This is a genomic window from Photorhabdus kleinii, assembly GCF_025384885.1.
In the GTDB taxonomy this organism is placed as follows: Bacteria; Pseudomonadota; Gammaproteobacteria; order Enterobacterales; family Enterobacteriaceae; genus Photorhabdus; species Photorhabdus kayaii.
On the sequence record NZ_JAJAFY010000119.1, the window covers coordinates 1 to 1,636 of the forward strand.

Here is a 1,636-nt window from a genome sequence, read left to right on the forward strand (position 1 = left end):
GCTATAGCTCTTAATGACGAGAATGTTAGACCGGTTGCTGACCGGCTAATAGTTCAGTCAGCAAAAGTAATTGAATATCAGATTGATGCCGTGCTTTATCTCTATCCGACACCGGAGTCCGAACCGATTCGCATTGCCGCCATGCAACAAATGAAACGCTACACAGAGACACAACATCGTTTAGGGCGTGATATTCGCTTATCTGCCATTTATGCCGCTCTACATGTGGAGGGCGTGCAACGCGTGGAATTGAAATCACCCGCTCATGATGTTGTGTTAGATAAAACCCAGGTGTCATTTTGCACCAGCGCAAAACTCAGTGTCGGGGGTTCTGATGAATGACCGCTTGTTGCCATCGGGTTCTACCGTTTTGGAAGTGGCCGCAGCTAAGGCATGTGCACAATTGCAAAATGTTCCGGTACCGCTTCGCCAGCTCTGGAATCCTGATACTTGCCCGGTGGAGTTATTACCTTATCTGGCGTGGGCGTGGTCCGTTGATCGTTGGGATGAAAACTGGCCGGTAACGACTAAGCGGGATGTAATAAAAAACTCACTATTTTTGCACAAACATAAGGGCACTATTGGTGCTATCCGCCGTGTGGTAGAGCCATTGGGCTATTTCATTCAAATAAAGGAATGGTGGCAAACCAATGATGCGCCCGGCACTTTTCGACTTGAAGTCGGCGTTCGTGAGAGCGGGATTACTGCGGAAATATTTTCAGAGCTTGAACGTTTAATCTCTGATGCCAAACCTGTGAGCCGCCACCTAATCGGCTTGGCTGTCAGTTTAGATATATCGGGTGTCATTCACTGCGCGGCAACAAGCTATATCGGCGATAGTCTGACAGTTTACCCCTATTTGCCAGAAATGATTGAAACTAAAGGTACCGCTCATGCGGGATCTGCGGTTCATTTGATTGATACGATGAGGATTTTATCATGAAATACTTTGCCATTTTAACTAAGTTGGGTGCGGCAAAGCTGGCGAATGCTGCCGCATTGGGTACCAAAATTAGCATTACTCACATGGCCGTGGGCGACGGCGCCGGCAAATTACCAGAGCCTGACGCTAATCAAACACAATTAGTCAATGAAAAGCGTCGAGCCGCGATTAATACATTAAGCGTCGATCCGGTAAACACTAACCAAATTATTGCTGAACAGATTATCCCTGAAAGTGAGGGTGGTTGGTGGATGCGTGAAATTGGCTTATTTGATGGCGAGGATAGTCTGATAGCAGTAGCGAATTGCCCGGAAACCTATAAACCCCAATTACAAGAAGGGTCAGGCAGAACGCAGACGGTGAGAATGATTTTAATTGTTAACAGTACTGAGTCAGTCACGTTAAAAGTTGATCCCTCTGTTGTACTGGCAACGCGCGAGTATGTCGATAAAAACACGATTGAAGTGAAAGCTTACTGTGATAATGCATTTAAAGAGCATCTTGCAGCTAGTGATCCGCATCCACAATATTTGCTGAAAAAGAATTTACCGCCGTTGCCTGATGCCTCATTGACTCAGAAGGGGATAGTACAACTCAGTAGTGCGACAAATAGCGTAAGTGAAACCTTGTCTGCTACGCCAAAAGCCGTAAAAGCGGCTTATGATCTTGCAGCAAGTAAGCTTGCAAGCATGC

Annotated in this window: 3 protein-coding genes; all 3 read left to right on the forward strand. The window is 46.4% G+C overall.

Annotated elements, in window-relative coordinates; translation table 11 throughout:
• Positions 1–342, forward strand: a 342-nt coding sequence (locus tag LG003_RS22820) for a baseplate J/gp47 family protein (RefSeq protein WP_262981737.1), incomplete at its 5' end; no start/stop codon positions are given.
• Positions 335–943: a phage tail protein I gene (locus LG003_RS22825; RefSeq protein WP_262981738.1), complete on the forward strand. Its 609-nt coding sequence runs from the start codon at positions 335–337 to the stop codon at positions 941–943. The genes LG003_RS22820 and LG003_RS22825, both read left to right, overlap by 8 nt.
• On the forward strand, positions 940–1,636 hold a 697-nt coding region (locus LG003_RS22830; protein WP_262981739.1), incomplete at its 3' end, for a phage tail protein. The genes LG003_RS22825 and LG003_RS22830, both read left to right, overlap by 4 nt.

Excerpts from the sequence above, each read along its gene's own strand:
- LG003_RS22825 (WP_262981738.1), top strand. The coding sequence starts at position 335 with ATGAATGACCGCTTGTTGCCATCGGGTTCTACCGTTTTGGAAGTGGCC.